The sequence below is a fragment of the Bacillus sp. NEAU-Y102 genome, from assembly GCF_054788175.1.
Window position 1 is genome coordinate 245,992 of sequence record NZ_JBTWFK010000002.1, and the last position, 18,520, is coordinate 264,511.

The 18,520-nt window shown below is 34.7% G+C and carries 22 protein-coding genes, 1 tRNA gene and 1 pseudogene; 6 read left to right on the forward strand and 18 right to left on the reverse strand.

Annotated features, from left to right (window positions below; all coding sequences use genetic code 11):
• Positions 1–19: 19 nt before the first annotated feature.
• The 5 genes from potC to inhA1 form a co-directional block, all read right to left on the reverse strand.
• Positions 20–820, reverse strand: coding sequence for a spermidine/putrescine ABC transporter permease PotC (potC, locus tag ACYFX0_RS07715; RefSeq protein WP_000714192.1), 801 nt, complete (start codon positions 818–820; stop codon positions 20–22).
• A gap of 6 nt (positions 821–826) precedes the next feature.
• On the reverse strand, positions 827–1,675 hold the full coding sequence (potB, locus tag ACYFX0_RS07720) for a spermidine/putrescine ABC transporter permease PotB (protein WP_000715500.1): 849 nt from the start codon (positions 1,673–1,675) through the stop codon (positions 827–829).
• Positions 1,672–2,655, reverse strand: coding sequence for a spermidine/putrescine ABC transporter ATP-binding protein PotA (gene potA, locus ACYFX0_RS07725; protein WP_000720333.1), 984 nt, complete (start codon positions 2,653–2,655; stop codon positions 1,672–1,674). Before potA ends, potB begins: the two co-directional genes overlap by 4 nt.
• Before the next feature lie 239 nt (positions 2,656–2,894).
• Positions 2,895–4,262: an aldehyde dehydrogenase gene (locus tag ACYFX0_RS07730; RefSeq protein ID WP_000028385.1), complete on the reverse strand. Its 1,368-nt coding sequence runs from the start codon at positions 4,260–4,262 to the stop codon at positions 2,895–2,897.
• Positions 4,263–4,433: 171 nt separating this feature from the next.
• Positions 4,434–6,821 carry a M6 family metalloprotease immune inhibitor InhA1 gene (gene inhA1, locus ACYFX0_RS07735; protein WP_460270206.1) on the reverse strand — a complete coding sequence of 796 codons (2,388 nt, stop codon included), beginning with the start codon at positions 6,819–6,821 and terminating at the stop codon, positions 4,434–4,436.
• Between the two features lie 342 nt (positions 6,822–7,163).
• Here inhA1 and ACYFX0_RS07740 point away from each other — a divergent pair, with 342 nt between their 5' ends.
• Together ACYFX0_RS07740 and ACYFX0_RS07745 are read left to right on the forward strand one after the other, a co-directional pair.
• Positions 7,164–7,298, forward strand: a complete 135-nt coding sequence (locus tag ACYFX0_RS07740; protein ID WP_000276219.1) for an anti-repressor SinI family protein — start codon at positions 7,164–7,166, stop codon at positions 7,296–7,298.
• A gap of 79 nt (positions 7,299–7,377) precedes the next feature.
• Positions 7,378–7,701, forward strand: a complete 324-nt coding sequence (locus ACYFX0_RS07745; protein ID WP_000578875.1) for a helix-turn-helix domain-containing protein — start codon at positions 7,378–7,380, stop codon at positions 7,699–7,701.
• A 72-nt stretch (positions 7,702–7,773) separates the two neighbouring features.
• Here the strand turns inward: ACYFX0_RS07745 and calY are convergent, their stop codons facing one another.
• From calY to ACYFX0_RS07775, 6 genes are all read right to left on the reverse strand, one after another.
• On the reverse strand, positions 7,774–8,367 hold the full coding sequence (gene calY, locus ACYFX0_RS07750; RefSeq protein WP_000053713.1) for a biofilm matrix protein CalY: 594 nt from the start codon (positions 8,365–8,367) through the stop codon (positions 7,774–7,776).
• Between the two features lie 388 nt (positions 8,368–8,755).
• Positions 8,756–9,616 (reverse strand): DUF4047 domain-containing protein, encoded by an 861-nt coding sequence (locus ACYFX0_RS07755; RefSeq protein ID WP_460270209.1) that lies wholly within the window; start codon positions 9,614–9,616, stop codon positions 8,756–8,758.
• Positions 9,617–9,750: 134 nt separating this feature from the next.
• Positions 9,751–10,338 (reverse strand): TasA family protein, encoded by a 588-nt coding sequence (locus ACYFX0_RS07760; RefSeq protein WP_460270211.1) that lies wholly within the window; start codon positions 10,336–10,338, stop codon positions 9,751–9,753.
• 60 nt (positions 10,339–10,398) lie between these two features.
• On the reverse strand, positions 10,399–10,968 hold the full coding sequence (sipW, locus tag ACYFX0_RS07765; RefSeq protein ID WP_000767801.1) for a signal peptidase I SipW: 570 nt from the start codon (positions 10,966–10,968) through the stop codon (positions 10,399–10,401).
• A gap of 195 nt (positions 10,969–11,163) precedes the next feature.
• Entirely contained in the window at positions 11,164–12,450 is a 1,287-nt protein-coding gene (locus tag ACYFX0_RS07770; protein WP_000247022.1) for a D-alanyl-D-alanine carboxypeptidase family protein, read from the reverse strand.
• A 152-nt stretch (positions 12,451–12,602) separates the two neighbouring features.
• The gene (locus ACYFX0_RS07775; RefSeq protein WP_000251862.1) at positions 12,603–12,830 is read right to left on the reverse strand and encodes a hypothetical protein; all 228 of its coding nucleotides are present in this window, start codon (positions 12,828–12,830) and stop codon (positions 12,603–12,605) included.
• A 399-nt stretch (positions 12,831–13,229) separates the two neighbouring features.
• On the opposite strand from ACYFX0_RS07775, the pseudogene ACYFX0_RS07780 reads away from it, so the two are divergent.
• The 4 genes and pseudogenes from ACYFX0_RS07780 to ACYFX0_RS07795 all read left to right on the forward strand — a co-directional run.
• Positions 13,230–13,595 (forward strand): annotated as a pseudogene (locus ACYFX0_RS07780) (class I SAM-dependent methyltransferase); the annotation flags it as partial.
• A gap of 78 nt (positions 13,596–13,673) precedes the next feature.
• Positions 13,674–13,889, forward strand: coding sequence for a hypothetical protein (locus ACYFX0_RS07785; protein WP_000090226.1), 216 nt, complete (start codon positions 13,674–13,676; stop codon positions 13,887–13,889).
• Between the two features lie 606 nt (positions 13,890–14,495).
• Positions 14,496–14,963 (forward strand): hypothetical protein, encoded by a 468-nt coding sequence (locus ACYFX0_RS07790; protein ID WP_079245219.1) that lies wholly within the window; start codon positions 14,496–14,498, stop codon positions 14,961–14,963.
• 270 nt (positions 14,964–15,233) lie between these two features.
• Positions 15,234–15,306 (forward strand) — tRNA-Val (locus tag ACYFX0_RS07795).
• A 63-nt stretch (positions 15,307–15,369) separates the two neighbouring features.
• Here the strand turns inward: ACYFX0_RS07795 and ACYFX0_RS07800 are convergent.
• The 7 genes from ACYFX0_RS07800 to ACYFX0_RS07830 form a co-directional block, all read right to left on the reverse strand.
• Complete coding sequence (locus ACYFX0_RS07800; RefSeq protein WP_142398763.1) at positions 15,370–15,966, reverse strand: hypothetical protein; 597 nt, start codon at positions 15,964–15,966, stop codon at positions 15,370–15,372.
• A gap of 158 nt (positions 15,967–16,124) precedes the next feature.
• Entirely contained in the window at positions 16,125–16,670 is a 546-nt protein-coding gene (locus ACYFX0_RS07805; RefSeq protein ID WP_142398764.1) for a hypothetical protein, read from the reverse strand.
• An 81-nt stretch (positions 16,671–16,751) separates the two neighbouring features.
• Positions 16,752–16,991 (reverse strand): hypothetical protein, encoded by a 240-nt coding sequence (locus ACYFX0_RS07810; RefSeq protein WP_106103202.1) that lies wholly within the window; start codon positions 16,989–16,991, stop codon positions 16,752–16,754.
• A gap of 39 nt (positions 16,992–17,030) precedes the next feature.
• Positions 17,031–17,393, reverse strand: a complete 363-nt coding sequence (locus ACYFX0_RS07815) for a hypothetical protein (protein ID WP_001036577.1) — start codon at positions 17,391–17,393, stop codon at positions 17,031–17,033.
• Between the two features lie 132 nt (positions 17,394–17,525).
• On the reverse strand, positions 17,526–17,708 hold the full coding sequence (locus tag ACYFX0_RS07820) for a DUF3976 domain-containing protein (RefSeq protein ID WP_001178294.1): 183 nt from the start codon (positions 17,706–17,708) through the stop codon (positions 17,526–17,528).
• A 28-nt stretch (positions 17,709–17,736) separates the two neighbouring features.
• Positions 17,737–18,114: a hypothetical protein gene (locus ACYFX0_RS07825; RefSeq protein ID WP_001109904.1), complete on the reverse strand. Its 378-nt coding sequence runs from the start codon at positions 18,112–18,114 to the stop codon at positions 17,737–17,739.
• Between the two features lie 2 nt (positions 18,115–18,116).
• Entirely contained in the window at positions 18,117–18,326 is a 210-nt protein-coding gene (locus ACYFX0_RS07830) for a helix-turn-helix transcriptional regulator (RefSeq protein ID WP_000428510.1), read from the reverse strand.
• Between the last annotated feature and the right edge of the window lie 194 nt (positions 18,327–18,520).

Consider the following 18,520-nt stretch of genomic DNA (forward strand, 5'->3'; position numbering starts at 1 on the left):
ACTTTCTATATCGTTCGTATTATAAAGGAAGGTGTCCTCCAGAGTTTTCTTCACCATCTGCACCTTTGTTACGGAAGATTTCAGATAGAACCATTAATCCTACGATAGCAACAATTAAAATTGTAGAAAGAGCATTAATTTCTGGTGATACTCCGCGCTTAACCATACTGTAAATGTATAATGGCAATGTTGTTGATCCTGGTCCTGATACGAAGAAACTAATTACAAAATCATCAATTGATAATGTGAATGTTAATAATGCTGCCGAAATAACTCCCGGTGCAATTGCTGGGAACGTTACATAACGAAACGTTTGCCAAGGCGTTGCTCCTAAATCATTTGCAGCTTCTTCTAAGTCACGTCCCATACTTGAAAGACGCGCAGCTAAAATAACAACAACAAACGAAATACTAAATGTAATATGTGCAATAATAATCGTTGTTTGTCCAAGTTCCATTCCTAACTGACTGAAAAGAATTAGTAAAGATAATCCCATTAAAATATCAGGAATTAAAATTGGTAAATATACAAGGCCATTAATAGCCCCTTCGAAACGATATTTATAACGATGTAAAGCAATCGCAAAGAATACGCCAAGTACCGTTGTCACAATCGTTGTTATAACTGCAATCGTAATACTATTTACAAATGCATCAATAACATCTTGTTTTTGAAATAAATCTGTATACCAATGGAATGTAAAACCTTCCCACTCCGCATTAATGCGAGAGTCGTTGAAAGAATAGACCATTAAAACCATCATTGGAAAATACAAGAATAACAAAATTAACCAAGAATAAGAAACTAAAAACTTCTTCATCTTTGCCTATTCCCCTCCGTTCTCATTATATTTATATACTTTCGTTGCACGATAATATAAGTAAATTAACAGAACAGAGAATAGAACAACGATAATCGATAACGCAGATCCAAACGGCCAGTCACGTGCACCTAAGAATTGGTTTTGAATAACGTTTCCGATTAATGCTACTTTCGATCCGCCCATCACGTCTGATACAACAAACATTCCGATAGAAGAAACGAATACTAAAATAGAACCAGTCGCAATTCCTGACATTGTCATCGGCACTGTTATATTCCAAAATGCCTTTATTGGTGTTGCTCCTAAATCATAAGCCGCTTCTAGCTTACGCTTATCTAGCTGCTCAATTGCTGCATACACTGGTAAGATCATAAATGGTAATAAAGAATAGACCATTCCGAGTATTACAGAAGGAGTATTATATAATAAATTTAACGGTTCACTAATAATACCAAGCTTTAATAACAACGTATTCACAAGGCCTTGTGAACGTAAAATAACAATCCATGCGTATGAACGAACAAGAAAGTTAATCCAAAACGGGATCGTTGCCAATAATAAAAGAATAGAACGATATTTGCGGTCAACAATTGTAATTGTATACGCAAATGGATAACCAATTAATAAACATATTACTGTAGTAATAACTGCGATTTTAACAGTTTCCCATAATGTCCCTAAGTACAATGGATCAAACACACGGGATATATTCTCCAGCGTAAATTGCATTTCTACTGTCCCGTAAGCTCCGCGCTGCATGAAGGCGAATCCTAATACGAATACGAGCGGGATTAGGAAGAAAATTAATAACCACGCGACTGTAGGTAGTGCGAGTAATTTCCCTTTTTTCAATTTAAGGTCACCTCGTCCTCTTGCTCCCAGCCTACATATACATTATCTCCAATGCTCCACTGCGCTGCCTCTTCAGCAGTTTGATATGCCATTAGTAATTCTGATGTTTTCTCATCACGTACATAAAGCTTCTCCATATTTCCGACAAACTCTATATCTTCAATATGTCCAAGATGGTATTCTTTTAAAATTGGTTCTTCAACCGAACGTACTTTTACATTTTCAGGGCGAATTGCTACATAGCCTTCCCCGTTTTTCACAATATTATTTTCACCGATGAATGTCGCAACGAACAATGTTTTCGGCTTATTATAAATTTCTTTCGGCGTTCCGATTTGTTCGATATGTCCTTTATTCATAACCACGATACGATCGCTCATGCTCATTGCTTCTTCTTGATCGTGCGTTACGTATATGAACGTAATTCCTAAATTACGTTGTAAGTTTTTCAATTCACGTTGCAAGTCTTTTCGTAACTTAAAGTCAAGCGCTCCAAGTGGCTCATCTAATAGTAATACACGCGGATTATTTACAATTGCTCTTGCAATTGCAACACGCTGCTGTTGTCCACCAGAAAGCTTCGCAGGTTTACGATTACGGAACTCAAGTAACTGCGTTAAACGCATTGCCTCTTCAGCACGCTCTTTCTGCTCTGCTGCTGATACTTTCTGCATTTTCATACCAAAACAAATATTCTTCTCCACTGTCATATGTGGGAATAGTGCGTAATGTTGGAACACTAGGTTCATATGACGCTTATATGGCGGCAAATCGTTAATTCTTTCATCATCTAATAAAAGATTCCCTTTAGTTGGAGTTTCAAATCCTGCGATCATACGAAGTAAAGTCGTTTTCCCGCAGCCACTCGGCCCTAAAATTGTTAAAAACTCTCCCTCTTTAATATCTAAAGAAAGAGGTGGGATAATCACTTGATTTCCAAAATGTTTTTCAACTGCTTCAACTTTAATAATCTTTTTCATTTTCCCGTCCTATCTACCTTAAATTTTAAATTTTTATATTCATGAATAAATATTTATGTTCTATAGACTATTTTTTGTTTCGATCCAAACAAAAATGGTTATTCAGCAAGCGTTCGTTTCTATTCTTTATGTAGTATGTTTGATTCATTTTCGCATGATACATAACGTCGAACAGAAAAACCCCTTCCATTGCGAAGGGGCTATTATCATACGGCTGCGCCTACTGATAAACACCATCATCATTTTAACAACTTTCGTATGAATTTTAAAGCACTTTTTGTAGAAGAGTAACGAATTTTCATGTCGAATGCTGTAGATTGGGCTAAAATGCTTTTATAATGTGAAAAAGTCCGAAAACTTTCTTTCCCATGATAACCCCCTAATCCACTACTTCCAACACCCCCAAAAGGTAAATATGGCGTGGCAAGATGATAGACAACATCATTAATACAGCCTCCACCATATGAAATATTACTCGTCACTTTCTTTTGTACTTCTTTATCTTCAGAAAATACATATAACGCTAACGGCTTCGGATGTTGCTGAATTGTGCCAATTACATCTTCTATATTGTCGTACTCTATGATTGGTAAAATCGGGCCAAAAATTTCATCTTCCATAACAGCATCTTGCCATGTAGTATCCGCTAGTACTGTCGGCTCAATATGTAATGTATCTTTCTTATAGTTTCCACCAATTACGACTTGACCATCTTGTAAAAATCGACATAATCGTTCAAAATGACGCTCACTTACAATACGCACGTAATTTTCATTTTGCAAAGGTTCTTTACTATACTGCTCTGTAATTTCATGTCGCATTGCCTCAATTAGCTTTTCTTTCACGGAAGAATGCACGTACATATAATCAGGCGCTACACACGTCTGCCCTGCATTTAAAAACTTACCCCAAACAATTCTTCTTGCTGTCATCTCTATCTTTGCATCTTTATGTACAATACAAGGACTTTTCCCGCCAAGTTCTAACGTAAGCGGCGTCAACTGTTTCGCTGCTGCTTCCATTACAACTTTTCCAACGCCAACACTACCAGTAAAGAAAATATAATCAATCGGTTCCCTCAGCAAAGATGTACTCTCTTCAACGCCACCTTCTACTACCGCTACAAGCTCTTCTGGGAATAACTCACCTAACATTCTCTTAAGCACTTTTGAAACGCTTGGCGTTAACTCTGACGGCTTTAAAACGATTGTATTTCCAGCTGCCAGTGCTCCTACAAGTGGTGCAATTGCTAATTGGAACGGATAGTTCCACGGTGCAATAATAAGCGTAACACCATACGGTTCTGGCACTACTTTTCCTTTTGATCCAAAATGAGTCAGTGCTGTTCGAACTCGCTTTGGTTTACTCCACGATGACATATGTTTCAATTGAAAAGAAATTTCTTTTAATACATATCCAACTTCCGTTGTAAACGACTCGTGAACTGACTTATTTAAATCTAATTTCAATGCCTGAAATATTTCTTCTTCAAAACGCTGAATGCCTTCATAAAGCCTCTTCAAATTATTCTTTCTCATTTCGATGCTTCTCGTATGCCCTTTTAAAAAATATTCCTTTTGCCTACTTACAATAGAGGAAATACTCATTCACTCACCTTCTCCCACTATTTTTATCCAGTTCTTTCATTATTTATATAGACTTCATATATAATAAATTTCTATTCTTAAAGTTACATTATATATGACTTTTTCAACTATATAAAATTCATTGCTCACAAAAAAACTACCGAAAGAAAATCTCTCGGTAGTTTCACAGTATTAACGATATAAACGAACAGCACCTGCAGAATTATCATCAGCTTGTCCTACTACTTCAAACTTCAGACCAAGCTTCGGTAAAATACGTCCTGCATCTGGAATCTGTTGATTAATATACGTTTTCGAATCATCAAACTTCGCTACACCCGCTAAGCCATCATACGTATACGTTCCACGCGTTGGAGATACAACTTTCCAAGCTGGCGTTTTATCGAATGAGAATGCCGCATCAGCGATTTGGAATCGTGTACTACTATCAATTGTTGGTTTACCATTTAAAGTTCCTACAATTGCTTCTGGATGAGAATCAACTACACCAAGGAAACCATGTCCTGGATGTAAACCAACCCAGTTATCTGCGTAAGCTGAGTCTGCATACCATACAACCATACCTGAGTTATATTCTGGACCGCGAGCAAATTTCAATGCGCTATCTGATCCAGTATGGTTTCTCCACTCTACGTAGTAGTTATGTTTTTTCTTCTCTGTTCCGCTAGATACAACGAAACCATCTAATTTTAATTGTGGTGTACCTTCAGCATCATCTGAGAATGTAACTTTACCATCTACTGTTAATGACGCATTATCAAGTAGGAAACCATTTAATGCTAAACCACCATCCGTAATGTACTCAAACGTTAATTTTACTTTTTTACCTTTGAATTGACTTAAATCATATGATTTGTCAATCCATTTTCCATTTGTCGAATCTGCATTTCCACTATTTGCTTTCTCGCCAAGTCTTTCAATTAACGTTTTTTGACCATCTTCTGTTACAGCATGTACTTCAAGGAAATCATACTCTGCTTCGATTTCATATAACGATTTGAAATCAAATTTCGCATTCGTTGCATTCGTTAAATCGAACAGTGGTGTTTCTAACGTTGTATGAAGATTATCACCTTTTGTGCTGTAGTAATACTGCTTACCAAATGCTGGTGCAATTGTTTTTACATCTTTATCTGGTAAGTTAACACGAATCATACCTGGACGGTTAGATTTCGTAACACTTTGGTCTAAATATGTTGCTAGACCGATACCTTTATTTAATTTCTCGTAATCTACTTCTACGATATTTGCCCAGTTACCACCAATTGTTTTTTGGAAAAACTCTTTATTTTGTGGTGAGAAACTCGTTGGTGTTGTTCCAGCGATTTTACCAGCCCAGCTGCCGCCACTCATAACAGACCAAGCTTGAATTGGCTCACCATGACCCGTATAGTCTGTATCATACTCATCTGGTAAACCTAAATCATGGCCATATTCATGCGCGAATACACCAACTGCGCCATCTTCTGGTTCAATTGTGTAGTCGAATGCTGCCATCTTTCCGCCCCAATATGGAACTTTCGCTTGTGTGCCTTCAATTGCGAATGGTTTTGGTCCAACTGTCCAGCGATGTGACCAAATTGCATCATCACCTAATTTACCACCGCCAGCTTCTTGTCCAACACCCGCATGAATAATCATTAAGTGATCGATTAAACCGTCTGGTTGATTTTGATTTCCATCACCATTTACATCGTATTGATCGAACTGATCAAACTGTGATAAATCAAGACCGCTATCTACAGCTGCTTTTAATGCATCTTTTACTAGATCACGTGGTCCTTTTGGTCCTTTATTATCATGACCTGTAGCAGCATCTGCACCATAATCAGCAGCTTTACCAGGAACTGTTAACCATTTTGTAACTGTTCCGTCCACTGTGTAACTACCACCGGATTGCTCTTCGTAATATTGTTTAAATGTTTCGATTTTGCTTCCATCCTCTAACGCGAATGGCTCATCACCGAATAACATTTTTTCATAGTGTTCTTTGTTAAAGTCTTCCGAATACATATAACCAGGTTCTTTATCGATGTTGTTATGTTTAAAATCAGCGTACTCTACAAGTAAAACAAGTACCTTATCTTTACGAACATCGCCGTTATATGCTTTTTGTTTTGCTGGAGAAGTTGGTACTTTACCATTTAGTCCGCCTTTAATTGGTCCTGTCGCTGCAGGTGTCCCTGTTGCTGGCTGATTTAGTTTTTCTTTCGTATCTGCTTTCGCATCTTTCACTTTCTTTAAAAAGTCAGATGCTTCTTTCGTAAGTTGATCCCCATTTGTTGCTTCTTTCCCAGGATTTTCACCCTTTTTGTCCTCTACATACTTTTCAACAGCTTTCTTTGTTTCTTTCTCTGAAGCTGAAGAATCAATTACCCCACGTTTTTTCAGTGCATCTGCTAAACGCTCTTCTGGAATTAAATGATCATCCACTGGGCTCGTAGCTGTTTTATTCACAGGTGTTTCAGCATATGCCGATTGAGTGCCAGCTCCGAATGAAAGGCCTAATACAGCTGTCAAAGCGATTGATGACAAAACTTTGAACGGTTTCTTGTTCATCCCTTATTTCCTCCCCTAATAAATAATATGTATTACAAATTAAATTTTATTAAAAATTCAATATTTTTTCAATATTTAGTCATATTATGTAATGTTTTTAATATATTTGTAAAAATTTCATAGTTAGCATACGGATATATCACAATTCAACAATGTTTTCTGAAAATATTGAAAGTTTTTATCGAACAATTTATAATTTCCATAGAGGGAGTTTAATGGGGATTTTATCTTTGTTTCATCTACAAAGTATTTGATAATTCACTATATAAAACACAAAGTCCGATTGCATTATCATGTATTCTGTAGCAGCAATTATGACCGATAATTAGGGAGGAATTACATTTGTACAAAGATAAGACAGACGCACTGGATCAAGAATGGATTGATTTAATACTTGAAGCTCTAGATGCTGGTATCGCCATGCAAGACATCGAGCAATTTTTCCAACGTATGAAGCCATCCAGTCAGGCTCAATAGGTTTGTTCTTTTTAACGAAGTTTATGTTATAATAATGACATCATAAGACAACTACATATTGATAGAAAGGTGCGCAAATATGATTGGAGAACGTATAAAACGCCTTCGTTTACAAAAAGGTATTTCATTAACTGAACTTGCCGAAAAAGCTGGCGTTGCTAAATCTTACATTAGTTCTATAGAACGAAATTTACAAAAAAACCCTTCCATTCAGTTTCTTGAAAAGATCGCAGCAGTTCTACAAATTCCAGTTGATACTTTACTTCATGATGAAACAACAAAGGCAACTAACCTAGACTCCGAATGGACACAACTCGTTAAAGATGCAATGAACTCTGGTGTCTCCAAAGAACAATTTCGTGAATTTCTTGAATTTACAAAGTGGAAGCAAAATCAAAAATAATAATAGAAAGAAGTGCTTACAACCAGCACTTCTTTTTCTTTATAAAAAAAAGCGGGAATACCCGCTTTTTTATTATTTTTCTTCCCCAGCTTCTTGGTTAGCATTGAATGTCCATTCTAAATTCAATGTATCACCTTGGAAGATATTCTGGTCTTTTCCATCATCTACAAATTCAAATTGTACCCATAGATAATCCTCTGTACCAGCTGCTAATCCACCCTTTTCTCCCCACTCAGGAGCAAAGATGTCTTTAGCTAAAAGATCTGGATCAACTTTTTGTAAGTCTGCTAAAGTTGTTTCGTATACAGGCTCACTTTGTTTATCCCAGTTCCAAAGGAATTTTACTTTAACGTGCTTACCAAAGTCTTCACCAGCATTATCACCTTTTGCATCTTTAACAGTATACTTTGTTGCTAATTTAACGTCTTTAATAGTTAACGAACCGCTGTTTTGTAATAAGAACTCTTTCTTAACAGAATCCCCTGGTTTTAAATCTTTAATATCTACAAGCGTCTTAGGGTTTAATGTAAGGTCTAACGTCCCAGCTGCAAATGTATTGTTTGATACTTCTTTATCGCTAAAGAATGCAAATGTTCCTCCACCAATTAAAGCTAACCCCAATGCTGCTGATGCAACTCCCATACCTAATTTCTTTTTCAGACTCACAATCAATTCCCCCTAGCTTTTTTTTATATTTTTATCACTTATTTTTCAATAAGAGATGTAAAGAAAACTATATTAGCTTAGCTAATATGTGTTCTTTTTTAAAAACCTTATGTTCATTATAACGAACAATCCTATATAAACACAACACATATTTATTAATATTTTCAGTTATTTTTATTTCTCAATATTATTTAGATTTTTCAGAAAAAAAGAATGATGATTTATAACTTTTTTCACACTCAAATGCATTTAATACTATAAGAAAAAAGAAAAACAAAGGGGTGAGGGCTAACGTTCCCTCACACTCATATAAATATTACTAGTTTTGCTTATTCGTTCATTATCTCTTGCACCACATTCTTGTTTTCCAGCCGTTTCACTACAGCAGTTACTCCGCTTTTTTCTGTTCTTCTGCTTTCTTTTGCTCTTCTACTTTCTTTTGCTCTTCTATTTTCTTCTGTTCCTCTACTTTCTTCTGTTCTTCTGCTTTCTTCTGTTCTTCTACTTTCTTTTGTTCTTCTGCTTTCTTTTGTTCTTCCGCTTTCTTCTGTTCTTCTACTTTCTTTTGTTCTTCTGCTTTCTTCTGTTCTTCTGCTTTCTTCTGTTCTTCTACTTTCTTCTGTTCTTCCGCTTTCTTCTGTTCTTCCGCTTTCTTCTGTTCTTCTACTTTCTTTTGTTCTTCTGCTTTCTTTTGTCCTTCCGCTTCAATTGCAACTTTTAATTGTTGCTGAAGAGCCTGAATTTGCTCATCAATAGCTTTCAAGCTAATTTCTTTCTCAATATAGTCATGTTTCTCTTTGATACTGCGAAAGCCTTCATTTACATATACGGACACTTGCTGCATCGACTCATCTTTATTTACCTTTAATTCTTCTTGTATTTGATTGTAAGGAGCCTCTATTTCAGTATATACATTTTGCAGAGCTTCCTTCTCAGCAACAATTTTCTCACGCCCTTGTTGCCATACAGAAATCGCCTGTTTTATTTCTTCAATAGAAGTTGCTTTCGATTTCCCCTTCATCGTTCCATACTCACGCTCAATAAACTGTTTATGTTTCTCAGATTGCTCTTTTAACGTATTAACTGTTTTCGGAAATATAATTGCTGTAGAAAGCGTCGCTTCCACTTTCGTTTCATGAATGAACGCCGCTTCTGTATACGTCATAATTTGAGATCCTAAATAAAACGTAATAGAACACATACACGGCAATATAAGCATCTTTTTAAAATTCCGCGGTCTTTTCAGCATCTTAATCTCCCCCATCGAACATTACGTTCTTTATACAGAACATTATCTATATTATAGTAAAGAACTATTAAAATTGATAGACAAATACTAGAAAAATAGAAAAAGGGCTATCCATGTGATAGCCCTTTTTGTTATTATCTTTCTTCACCTGCTGTTTGTTGTGCATCAAACGTCCAATTTAATTGTAACTTATCGCCTTGGAATTGATTTTGATCTTTTCCATTATCAACGAACTCAAATTTCACTTTGAATTTATCAGATTTACCTGCTGAAATACCTTTTTCATCCCAGAACCAAGCCGATAAATCATTATCTACAGCTGTAAGTGTGTCACCTTTTAATTTATCTAAAGTAGTTTGTTTCACAATTGTCTCATGCTTATCTACATTTTTTAAGAATGTTACTTTAATATGTTTACCAAAATCATCTTTATTATCTTTCTTTACATCTTCTACATTATAATCTGTTTTCAGTAGAACCTTTTTAATATATAAAGAGCCTTTATTTTCTAGTTTAAATTCTTTTTCAATTGTATCCCCAGGTTTTAAATTCGATACGTTAACAACTGTTGATGGATTTAATGCTAAATCCAGTGTCCCAGCCGCAAATGTATTGTTTGACACTTCTTTATCACTGAAAAACGCAAATGTTCCTCCACCAACTAACGCTGCTCCTAGTACTGCTGATGTAATACCCATTCCTAATTTTTTCTTTAAAGTCATGTCCATATCCCCTTAATATATATTTGTTAACTTCCTAAACGGAAAGTATAACCAAACGAACTAGACGGATTGTTCTACTTTTTTATCTTTCTTTTCTCCGTCAATGCTACGAATAGCGCCAAAAATAGAAATCGCGGAATAACCAAGTAAAAAGACTCCTGGAATAATAAGAAGTAATGCTGCTCCCGTTTTTGAATTCGCATAATTCAGTAAATACCCAACATACGGAACTGTAATATCTGCATACTTTCCAACTACATTTTCTGCAAGTACTGGCTCTAAATCTGGTCCGTTGTTGTTATCCCCTTTTGTTTCATACACTACTTTTCCATTTGTATCTTTTACACCGATAATACGGTGAGTGATAATTTTTTGATCTTTCTCTTTAAAGGTAATAACATCACCTTTTTGATATTTAGAACCATCTTTGTTTGGTTCTATTGCAATGATTGATCCTGTTAAAAACGTCGGCTCCATTGATCCTGAAAGAACGCTCTTAAATTGATATCCCATCACTGCGGGATCACCACCGCTCGCTTTTGAAGAAATAACTACAAAAGCTAAAAAAACCATCAATGCAAATAAAACAAATGAGATCGCGTTGCTAATTACCTTCCAAATTAATTTCATCGTCTCTCTCCCTCTCCGTTGTTTTATATTATTTGAAGTATGCAATGTTCATTTTGTTCTTTAACAAGAACACAAGTAAATGATATAACGAACTTTAGGTTATTGCAATAAGAAAATTTACAATTATTAGTTAAAAGTATTTTTAGCATAGAAAAAGACTGTGATAAAATCTCCACAGCCTTTTTTACTAATACGTTATTTTTCTTCTGTTTTCATTCCTTTTGTATTTCGGCGTAGCACTACATATAAAATGGCTCCAAATAGTACAAGTGCGCCTACCCCAACACTTATTACTTTCACATTTGGCTCTTTTTCTTCTGATACAATTGTATCTTTTTTAGGCATCGCAAAAGTGACATCTTCTGTTGAAAGAACATTTACCGTCGCAATTGTTTGATTATTTTTCGTAATATCAACTGCACCAACTACCTCACCACGATGAATTCCTTTATGATACAAAGATTCTTTATCTAATGAAGCTGCCCGGAAAATAGTTTTCACATTTTTCCCTTCATCTTTCTTAAGCATAAGTTCTGCACTTTTTTCAAGTTCACTATTAATATCTTTATTTAAATATGTTGTTTTTTGATGCCAACTATGTTTATCTAGTACAGTTTGCTTCACAAATTGACCAAAAGAATAGTCCGCCATCTGCTTCAAATCTTCATAAATTTCAGGTCTTTGAGAAGCCATTACTACATTTATAATACGATTTCCATCTTTCTCATTTAATAAAACAAGTGTATTACGCGCTTCATTCGTAAACCCTGTCTTACCGCCAATGCTATATGGATTTTCAAAAAAATTAGATTTATTAAAAATAGACACCGTCTGCCTAGACGTCGTAACTGTCGTTCTTTTCGTATTCATCGCTTGTAAAATTTCAGGATAATTTTGCACACCTTTCGTAATCATAGCCATATCATATGGCGTCGTATAATGATTCGGATCATGCAATCCATTCGGTGTTACAAAGTGACTATCTCTCGCTCCTAATTGCTTCGCTTTCTCATTCATCATATTGGCGAAATTTTCAACACTCCCGCCAATCCGCTCCGCAATCGCATACGACACATCATTCGCACTCAGCACCATTAAAATCATAAGCGCAGTATTTCTATTAATTGTCTCTCCAGGTTGAAACTCAATTTGATAATTACTCTTCTCTTGATCTAATGCTAATTGTGAAAATGTAAATTGATCCTCTGGCTTTGTATGCTCCATGAGTAGAATCGCTGTTAACACTTTCGTCGTACTAGCAGGATATGCGCGGTGATATGCGTTTTTGTCATACAAAACATCTCCTGTTTTCGCATCAATTGTCGTTGCAAACTGACTAAAAACATTTGGTCCTTCCGCAGGTGGTGGTGCAACTTGTTCTGGATTTACTCCAATATTCGTCTCAGCACGCAATGTCATAGGTGTCAACAAAAACAAACAAATAACTGTAATAAAAACCAAAATTTTCTTAAAATTTACCATATGACTCTCCCTTTTCCATTTAATCCCTTAACAAAATAATATATCTACCAATCATATGTAATTTGTATTAAACTGGAAGAATTTTCACTATTTTTTACTATATCATATTTTTACGATAAAGAACATAAATATACAATAAAAATAAGAAGGAATTACTCTTTCTTATCCTTCTCATCAATCAACGAATCTATTAACTTTTGACTAGCTTCCTCGGGCGTAATCTCATCCGTTATCCCCATAAACGACCAACCTTTAGAATCAACCCACTCAACAAACTCTTGTAAAAATTCATCATGTGTAACATCCACATCAAGAATCGATCCATTAATCGAAATCGTTCTATTTCTAGACACGCGCATCTTGAACGTTTTTCTTACCATTACAACTTTTCTCCCTCTACTCCTGAATATTTATAAAATAATCTTGTATCTCTGTTATACATGATTTTCAGTAAATTGTAAAAAGGATATATTGGCCAATTTAAATAGTAAAAATGAAAATCTCTTACCTACGTAAACGTAATACGGCATACAATTGCTCATAAATTATTAAATAAATTCATAAAAACATACAGTTTAAAACATAATTGAGTAAGCCATTCTAGTGTTTTGGAAGATATTATCTAAAATAGTATACTAAACGGATAAAGGATATTTGAATAAAGAAACTGAGGCTTTTTATTTAGCTGGACTCTTAAGTTGTAGGCTTAGAGACTGATGCCGGAATTCATATTTAATTTCTATTTCTGTACATAATATTGTAAGAAAGAAGGTAGTAGTGTGAAAATAACAGAAAATTTTACTGACAAGGCCGATATTGGTTCAGGTACGGGGATATTTAGCCGCCAGCTGCTTGAAAGTGATTTACATGTTATTGGAGTTGAGCCAAATGATGATATGAGGAAAGTGGCTGAGCAATCGTTAAAACTATATTCTCGTTTTCAATCCATAAAAGCAACTGCTGAAAATACCACTTTAAAAGAAAATAGTGTAGATTTAGTAACTGTTGCCCAAGCATTTCATTGGTTTGATAAAGAAGCTTTCAAAATCGAATGCCAACGAATTTTAAAACAAAAAGCAAATGTTGCACTTGTTTGGAATAGCAGAGATTTAACTGGTCCACTTATTAAAGAGAATGCAGAAATTTTCCACATCAAATTCAAATGACTTTCGTACAATAAAGTAGAATATATTAGAAAACACCTTAAAATGAGGAGGAACTCAATGGCGCGTTGTACGTATTGTAAAACGAAGTGGAAAGTAAAAGACGTATGGTCGCTTCTCATAACATTTGAAAAAGATTGTCCGTATTGTTTTGGAAGACAATATATGTCTAATGATACTTTTCATCAAGCTAACGCTGCTTTACCACTGTTATTTTTATGCCCTTTAATTGTTGATTTAAGCGATGAAAATCCTTTAGATAAATACCGGAAATAATATAACGGCTACATTCAAAAACTACTTTTTACTGAATTTTCTTCTTATCATTATCCCTTCATACATTACTAGCATAATCGCTTATACTTTCCCTTTTGAAGATTCCGTAGCCCAGCAGGAATAGCGTCCTCTGAACAAGATTTATCAATTATGACTAAAAAACAGTGATATATGTATACTGTTAAACATAAAAAATTAGCATTAGGTTCCAATCAAATATTAATTGAAACTCAGCACCGCTTGTATTCTGTAATTCAGAATACAAGCAGTGGTTTTTATTATGCATTTTTGCATACAGGATTATTTTCTCTTGTAAATAGATAATAATGGTATATAATAAAACCAACGTTTTACCAATAAAAGGTAATAGAGAAAAGTATGATAAGTAAATAACCAAAACTTATTAACAGATTTGTTCTATGTAAATTATGATACATATATGGAATCAAAACTATGAAATTTTATGTAGAGATTAGATTACTACAGGATGAAAGATTCATAGCGAATACACTCGAGAACAAAAGCGTTCGATTAGATTAATGTTATAAAACTGCTTAATGTGACGTCTATCGAACGAATTGAGAATAAACTTAGGGGGAATTTCAAGTGAAAGCATTTAGTAAAGTATTATTAACAGGAGCTTTAGCTTTAGGCGGTTTAACAGCTATGAACATTGATACACCAAAGGCACATGCTGACGGAGCAAGCGAGTTCTGTCGTTATATTTGTGGTCCTAGCGAAACGGTGAACGGTGTTACAGTTCAGGTACACTCTACACAAGTTACTTTTGGTAACAGCGTAATTGCAAGAATTACAAATGACCGAGCGGAAGAAATTCATTACAATGTCAGCCTTGAAAAGAAATATGGCGATAGATGGGGAGAATTTGAAACCAACTTCCGTTGGCAAAATCAATGGGTCCCAGCTGGAAGCAATGATGAAATTGCAACTTTCACAGGATATGGCGATGATATTTATGAGGATGGAACATATCGTTATAAAGTCGAAATAAAAGACGCTGACGGTTCTATTGATACAATTTACACAGCAGGAATGACAGTTACAGGGCGATAGCTCATGACTGAGTTCCATTATTTATGATTTTATTTTTGATAATATCATTGATAATTGCGGTGATATTATTATTAAAATAAGCTCTTCGGGGCTTATTTTTTTATATAAAAATTGGAATGATAATATTCAGAAAATTACATCTTTACACTATTGAAATTTATTGTTATTATAAGAATACATTAAATGTTACAATATTCAACAAATTATACAAATTCTCCGATTACACGAATGAAATGAAAACACATTGCTGGTGGTAATATTTATAGTTGGGATCCCGTAGCTCAGCAGGGAGAGTGCCACCTTGACAGGGTGGAGGTCGTGAGTTCGAACCTCTCCGGGGTCATAAAAAAAGAGACACCATATCAACCTTCTACGTGATATGGCGTCTCTTTTTTATCTAATTCAATTACTTCCCACCAAACATCTTCTCCAAAGACTTCGCATTTGCAAACAATACTTCTTTCAAGTTATCGTCAGCAACGATTTTATAGTCGCCATCTTTGTCTTTCTTTAAGTTCAATGTAACTTCGCGAGTTGCCATTGCTGCATCTTTATCTGCTAAGTTTTTGACGATAGTTGATGTCATTGTTTTTTCGATTGCTTTTTCAGATTGTTCTTTGTCTTCACTAAAGGCACTAGCGAACGCCATTGGCATAACTTCTCCCACTGCTTTTGTTACAGCAACGGATAGATCTGCAGATGTAATTTTCACTTTCACTTCTGCTTTGTCATCCTTTTTCGATACTTCTTCTAGCTTTTCAAATTTAAAGTTTTTCGTAATTGCACTCAGCATTGCTTTTGCCTCAGCATCATCTGTTTTTTCATTTAGTTTATTAAATTCCTTGTCACTCTCAACAAATGTACGAGCCTTTTCTATATCACCTTTTTGTATCGCTGTTAAAAATTCTTCTGTCGTATCTTTCGGATTTGCACACCCTGCTAAAACACCTACTGTTAATCCTACTACCATCATTAACAGTAATAATTTCTTTATCTTTTGCACGCTCATTCTCCTCTTATCTTTTCTAGTAAGTCAGCATTATATAATAGTATGAAACTGACATTACAAACATTTTTTAGTATATCATTTATATGATTCTTTTTCTATTCAATCCCAATAGATAAAGAGCCTTGCAGCATTCCTACAAGGCTCTTTATCTATCAATCCGTATCCGTAGCACAAATGAACCACATTTTACGCTCCCTACTATCTAACACCACCCAAGTAACATCCCATGCAACATCGTAAAACCAATCTGTCCAAGGGCAATAGCTTTCGAACACTTTAATATCTTCATAGCGATCTTGGAACATATATTGACATACATTCACTGCTAATTGTTTTGCGATAACTGGTCGTTCCTTAAATCCTTCATATGCTCCGCCCGACAAAATTTGAGCGGCAATGCTACCATCAAGCATGACTGCCCATTTCTCTTTAAAATGCAACTTATATTTTTCTGACGTATGTATTTTTAACTCTTCTAAGCTATTGATTATATCTAAAGAGTTAAAGATTCTTCTAAAGAAGTGCTCGTGTCCATCTTTCCAATATGGTATTTCTTTGAAAAAATTTTCGTTATGTACTTTAAAACAGCTTATAACCGCTCCGCCATTTACGTTTTGTTCCTTAAATGTATGTATGAGTTTCTCAATAGATGAGTCATTCGTTTCTATTTTTTCAAACGTTCCTACTTTCCATCTCATAACGCCCACTACTCTCTATTCAAAATTTGTTTCTTCATTATAAATAGCAAAATAAAACCCAGCAACTTTAAGGTTGCTGGATTATCTCTTATTTATATTAAAAAAAACAATAACAATTGCTCCAATTATATAATGCCCCGCCACCATCCACATACTCCAATCAAAGATCATAAGCGATAACCAAAGTGATATATTAATAGCAGCAAATAATAAATATAAAATGAAGTCTCTCTTTTGTAGTGCCCCTCTATTCATTACAATGTAAATTGCACCGATAGGAGGCAAAATAAAGCAAAGGAAAAAGTTTTTCTTAACAACCATAGATACGCAGTTTCTTTCTGCATATGAATCCCCTTTTCATCATAATACTTGCTTCAACATCGGCCTCACTACCCTATATTCATCACTATAAGCTTCCTTTATGATTAAAGGCGGATATTCACTTTTTTCTTCCTCAATCATTGTAAACACTTCTGTTTTCTCTTGTAATGTATTAGATTCTCTATTTTTAGTAGGGTTTTTACTTGTTTTAATTTTCTTTGTTACTTCGCCAAGTTTTTGCCCAACTTCTTCTACTTTGGCAGGTTCATTCGTAACATAGTATTCTTGTTCGTCCCATACTAATATAGGTGGCACTTGTTCTCTTTTGTTACATATTATATAAGTAGTACTAGCTACAAGTAGTATACAAGTTAATAAATAGAAGATAGTTTTTTTATTCATATACTACACTCCTTATCTATCAGTTCATTGGATTATATAACACAATTTATTTACAATAAATGGATTTATCGGTAATTTTTAGGTTTAATAATAAAGAAAAACCTTACCGAAGTAAAGTTCCGTTTTTACATTCTATAGTGACTGATTAATTAATACGATCATTACAATAATCGCTATAAGCATAACAACTAAACAGCCGATTAATTTATAAAATCCTCGCTTCGTTAATGTCCCACCTTGAACATCTTTACGAATAAATAAGAATACGGCTAAAAATAATACAAGCCCAATGCCAAAAGCATACATCATTTGCATATGTTAATCTTCCTTTCTCTCTTCCATCTTAATATCTTTTTGCCAAAACAACAAATGAGATAAAGACGGTACTCATCGTAAGTGCCATAAGTATATTCAATAATTCAGTAGCAGATAGTGTAAGTATTTTTAAGTTTAAGCCAATAGAGAAAAGAAGATAATATACTGTTAATGCAAAAAAGGTTACAAACATTCCTTTATAACGAATGAGTTTCATTCGCTCATCTTTTTCTTTAAATTGTGGGTGTAAGTAGCTTAGGCAGAAACTCATAATCATCATCCCAAGCAATGGATACGTTATAGCCGGCGGTGCAGAATGCGTCATTATACCTGTTAATATCATAAATCCACTCATAAATAGAAAGATAATTCCCATGATTACAAAGTACTTTTGTGAATAGTTCATTCTTACTCCTCCCCTTCTTTTCCTTCATAAATAAATACATGTTCTATCGTTGTCTGAAATGTTTTTGCTATTTCAAATGCTAGCGGAAGTGATGGATCGTATTTCCCTTTTTCAATTGAGATAATGGTTTGTCTGGAAACCCCGAGTTTCTCGGCCAGTTTTTCTTGAGATAGTCCAAATTTCTTTCGGTATTCGACCATTTTATTTTCCAAGGAAATTTCTCCCTCCTTCCATATATCGAGTATATATGTAAAGTAAACTTTACGTCAAGGTTCCTTTACATTTATTTCAATCAGTTTTCGTTCTATTTATATAGAAGAAACTTGTTCGATTTCAGCACGTCTATTTTGTAATAAAACATGGAACACTGTATGTAATCGTTACTATATTTCCTCCTCACTTTTTT

Bases quoted from the DNA above. Each gene is read 5' to 3' on its own strand.
- ACYFX0_RS07775 (WP_000251862.1), bottom strand. From the start codon at position 12,830: ATGGTAAGAAAAACGTTCAAGATGCGCGTGTCTAGAAATAGAACGATT.
- ACYFX0_RS07805 (WP_142398764.1), bottom strand. From the start codon at position 16,670: ATGAGATGGAAAGTAGGAACGTTTGAAAAAATAGAAACGAATGACTCA.
- ACYFX0_RS07755 (WP_460270209.1), bottom strand. From the start codon at position 9,616: ATGCTGAAAAGACCGCGGAATTTTAAAAAGATGCTTATATTGCCGTGT.
- ACYFX0_RS07730 (WP_000028385.1), bottom strand. From the start codon at position 4,262: ATGAGTATTTCCTCTATTGTAAGTAGGCAAAAGGAATATTTTTTAAAA.
- inhA1 (WP_460270206.1), bottom strand. From the start codon at position 6,821: ATGAACAAGAAACCGTTCAAAGTTTTGTCATCAATCGCTTTGACAGCT.
- ACYFX0_RS07820 (WP_001178294.1), bottom strand. From the start codon at position 17,708: ATGCAAATGATGTATGCTTTTGGCATTGGGCTTGTATTATTTTTAGCC.
- sipW (WP_000767801.1), bottom strand. From the start codon at position 10,968: ATGAAATTAATTTGGAAGGTAATTAGCAACGCGATCTCATTTGTTTTA.
- ACYFX0_RS07810 (WP_106103202.1), bottom strand. From the start codon at position 16,991: ATGGTTGTTAAGAAAAACTTTTTCCTTTGCTTTATTTTGCCTCCTATC.
- ACYFX0_RS07770 (WP_000247022.1), bottom strand. From the start codon at position 12,450: ATGGTAAATTTTAAGAAAATTTTGGTTTTTATTACAGTTATTTGTTTG.
- ACYFX0_RS07785 (WP_000090226.1), top strand. From the start codon at position 13,674: ATGGCGCGTTGTACGTATTGTAAAACGAAGTGGAAAGTAAAAGACGTA.
- ACYFX0_RS07745 (WP_000578875.1), top strand. From the start codon at position 7,378: ATGATTGGAGAACGTATAAAACGCCTTCGTTTACAAAAAGGTATTTCA.
- ACYFX0_RS07825 (WP_001109904.1), bottom strand. From the start codon at position 18,114: ATGAACTATTCACAAAAGTACTTTGTAATCATGGGAATTATCTTTCTA.
- ACYFX0_RS07760 (WP_460270211.1), bottom strand. From the start codon at position 10,338: ATGACTTTAAAGAAAAAATTAGGAATGGGTATTACATCAGCAGTACTA.
- potC (WP_000714192.1), bottom strand. From the start codon at position 820: ATGAAGAAGTTTTTAGTTTCTTATTCTTGGTTAATTTTGTTATTCTTG.
- ACYFX0_RS07815 (WP_001036577.1), bottom strand. From the start codon at position 17,393: ATGAATAAAAAAACTATCTTCTATTTATTAACTTGTATACTACTTGTA.
- potA (WP_000720333.1), bottom strand. From the start codon at position 2,655: ATGAAAAAGATTATTAAAGTTGAAGCAGTTGAAAAACATTTTGGAAAT.